The organism is Deltaproteobacteria bacterium (assembly GCA_016218975.1).
Taxonomy (GTDB): Bacteria; Desulfobacterota; Deferrimicrobia; order Deferrimicrobiales; family Deferrimicrobiaceae; genus JAENIX01.
In genome coordinates, this window is the sequence record JACRCO010000060.1 from 1 (window position 1) to 2489 (window position 2489).

3 protein-coding genes are annotated in these 2489 nt (G+C 62.2%); all 3 read right to left on the bottom strand.

The genetic code is table 11. The features are described 5' to 3' along the window. Window positions 1–248 precede the first annotated feature (248 nt). Window positions 249–1145 (bottom strand): SPASM domain-containing protein, encoded by an 897-nt coding sequence (locus HY896_08355; protein ID MBI5576361.1) that lies wholly within the window; start codon window positions 1143–1145, stop codon window positions 249–251. A gap of 48 nt (window positions 1146–1193) precedes the next feature. Then, the gene (locus HY896_08360; protein MBI5576362.1) at window positions 1194–2195 is read right to left on the bottom strand and encodes a GeoRSP system radical SAM/SPASM protein; all 1002 of its coding nucleotides are present in this window, start codon (window positions 2193–2195) and stop codon (window positions 1194–1196) included. Continuing rightward, a partial coding sequence (locus tag HY896_08365; protein MBI5576363.1) for a PqqD family protein occupies window positions 2192–2489 on the bottom strand: 298 nt, incomplete at its 5' end. The genes HY896_08360 and HY896_08365, both read right to left, overlap by 4 nt.

The window sequence follows — 2489 nt, forward strand, 5'->3', positions numbered from 1 at the left end:
AATCCTCGTCGAAGACCATCAGGGCAAATTACATCACATCCCTCGCCTCCGGGCAATTTCTAACCGCGCCCGGCGTACCCCATTTCGTATATTCCCAGCGGGCTCGGCACGCCTCACGGGGTGCCCGTGTAGCGTATCTTCTGTGCACGGTGAGGCCGGGTCCCTGCCGGACGTTGCGTAGCAATATCGGACGATGCAAATCCGGGCGAACGTATATTTGCCCCTTCGTTTCGGGATGCGGGGGGGGACTATTTCGGCGGAAGAACAGTGGGCTCGGGGCAGGCGGGGTCCGGGGCGTTCAACGTGCCGGCGGCGTGATACGCCAGTCCGCGGCACCCGGACAGGCACGCGTCGCGCTGATCGCACGGTTCGCAGGCGCCGGGCACGGAGCGGATGGCTTCGAGGACCCGCCGTCTCGCGGGCGCATTCCAGATTTTTTCGAACTTCGTATCCTGGAGGTTCCCCAGACGTATCGGAAGCGAATCGCACGGATAGACGCTTCCTTCCCAATCCACGTAGGCGAGGGCGGACGCGGCCTGGCATCCCGAAAACTCCACCCTTCCGCCGGTCTCCGCGGGAAAGGCGTGGCGAAGTATGCGCCAGAGGAAATAATCGTGCGCGACCAGTTTCTTGCCCTCGAGTGAAATGCGAAGGGACGAAAGGCTCCGTGCGGCATCCTGAAGCGCTCCGGCGCCTGCGATCGGAACGTGCCCCACGGATGCGAGCGAACGTACGGCATTTATGTTCGGCAGGTGGAGCGTCCGCGCTCCGCTCTCCGCGAATTCTTCGATGATGTCCGCAAGATGCGACAGGTTATCTTCGTCGGGAACGAATGAGATCGCTTCCGCATCCGGAGGCAGGCGTCTGCGGAACGGCTGGAGCGCCTTCACTTCCCAGATGAAATCCATCGGATATCCCCACCGCGCCGCAGCAACGGCATCCGGATCGAGGGGCAGAGTGGTTTCGATCCGCGGGTTGTTCTTGTGGATCTCCGTGAATATCGCGGGGAACTCGGCAAGGCCTTTCTCCCCGTCTATCCTGAGCTCCACGATCAGCGGGGACGCCTCGTGAATCCGGCGCGCGATCCGCTTCGCGCGGCCGTACCTTCCCTGGAAGTCGATGTCCCAGCGCACGCGTATCGGCATCGTATATTCCAACGCTTACCTCGAACCCCGAAGAGTCTTTCCATTGTACTACGCGTCGAACCAGCAATGAGGATCGGGCGCGTCGTATGCGCCGTACACCGCGTAGGCCCTCGCGGTGCAGCCCCCGAGGCAGGAGGAGAATTTCGCACAACCGGCGCACTTACCGGCGGCCGCCTTCCCCCGAAGATGCGCGAGGACAGGAGATTCGTTCCAGATCCTGGCGAGGTCGTCCTTCAGCACGTTGCCTATCGGCACGGGGATGAATCCGCAAGGGGTGATCTCCCCGTCGGGCCGGATGTAGAGGGACAATTTGCCGCAGACGGAACCCGCCACCAGTTTTCCGCCCCTCTCCTCTCCGAGCAGCGACAGGATCGGATCGTCGAATGCGATCTCGATATCCTTCTCCGCCCGGCGCAAAGGCACCGCCGCCTCGTAGAATTCCTTCCACTCGCCCGGCGACAGGTCGAGACTTTCCCGGTTGCGTCCTCCCATCCCGGAGCACTTGAAATTGTGTAGGTCGAGCGTGTGTGCGCCCAGTTCCTTCGCGAGCGATACAAGTGCGGAAAAATCCCGGTGGTTCGCCTTGCAGATCACCGAAGAAACGGAAAGGGGGACTCCCGCCTCTCTCAGGTACCCCGCCGCACGCACCGCCTTTTCGAAACTTCCCGCCATCCGCCGGAAGGCGTCGTGAGTTCCCGGGTCGGCGGAGTCGATGCTGATTCCCACCGAGTGGAATCCCGCCCGGCCTATTTCGGCGGCGACCCTCCTGTCTATAAGGGACCCGTTGGAGTTCATCGTCACCTTGAGCCCGCCGGATATGGCGTATTCCGTCAGGGGAAAGATGTCTTCGCGAAGCAGCGGCTCGCCGGTGCCGTAATTGACGAACATAACCCCGTTGGCCGCGAGCACATCCACGACCCGGCGGGCCTCCTCGCCGGACAACTCCGGCGAAGCGTCGAGCCGCGAGAAGCAGTGGCTGCATGCGAAGTTGCAGCGGGCAGTGATCCCCCAGTTGACCGTGACGGGGGAGGAGAGATGCGAAACGGTCAATGCGCTCTCCACTTCGGAGGCGATGGCTCTTTCTTCTCCTCGAGTGACACCCAACCCCGCTCCTCGATCCCTTTCAGAAATTCCAGGACCGCTTCCTCCGTCTCCTTTTTCTCCCAGCCGAACAGGAAAGCGATCTCCCCGGAGATCTTTTCGAGCGTATTGACGCCGTTGATGCGCGTCCAGATCTCCGCGCCCACAAGGTTGAGCTGGTGGATCGAACCCTTGACCGTCAGCGTGAGGACGCCGAGGTCCTCGAAATCCTCGTCTTTCCGGGCCTTGTCCCACGCCATCGAG

What these genes read in the sequence shown, in the direction of transcription:
- HY896_08355 (MBI5576361.1), bottom strand. Translation starts at nt 1,145, where the DNA reads ATGCCGATACGCGTGCGCTGGGACATCGACTTCCAGGGAAGGTACGGC.